The sequence below is a fragment of the Marinitenerispora sediminis genome, assembly GCF_003336425.1.
Classification (GTDB): Bacteria; Actinomycetota; Actinomycetes; order Streptosporangiales; family Streptosporangiaceae; genus Marinitenerispora; species Marinitenerispora sediminis.
This window is the reverse complement of the sequence record NZ_QEIO01000358.1, coordinates 1-519: the sequence shown is the minus strand read 5'-3', so window position 1 is coordinate 519 and position 519 is coordinate 1. Positions and strand designations below refer to the sequence as shown.

The 519-nt window shown below is 69.0% G+C and carries 1 pseudogene; it reads left to right on the top strand.

Annotated features, from left to right (window positions below):
* Positions 1-400, top strand: a pseudogene (locus DEF28_RS26800) (IS982 family transposase); the annotation flags it as partial.
* Between the last annotated feature and the right edge of the window lie 119 nt (positions 401-519).

Here is a 519-nt window from a genome sequence, read left to right as displayed (position 1 = left end):
CTGGCCCATCCCAAGGAGCTGGACGAACGCAAGCAGGCCCTGCACCTGCTCCACGTCCAGCGGTGCGCTCCGGGGCCGTGTGCGGTCGTGTGCGACAAGGGCTTGGCCGGGGCCGGGATCGAGAAGGCCGCCGCCGGCCTGGGCCATGTGCTCATCCGCCCGGCCCGCCGCGACGAGGACGGCCCCGGTGTCTTCCCGGGCTGGCTGCGCCAGCGCATCGAGGCGGTCATCTGGACGCTGAAGAACCAGCTCGGGCTGGAACGCCATAGTGCGCGCACGCAGCACCGAGGGCCTGTGGGGGCGCACCTGTCAGAGGGTCTGCGCGCTCAACGCCGTGATCTGGCGCAATTGGCTGATCGGTGCCCGGGTCAAGCGGTCACTGACCGCTTATGACCCCTGAACATGACACACAACCCCCATCAACGATCTAGGGGCGCGACGCCTCCCACCACCGCTTCTTCTGGGGCGCCAAGCTCCTGCTCATCACCACCGCAGACGGAGCCGTATGCGCGTTCTCCC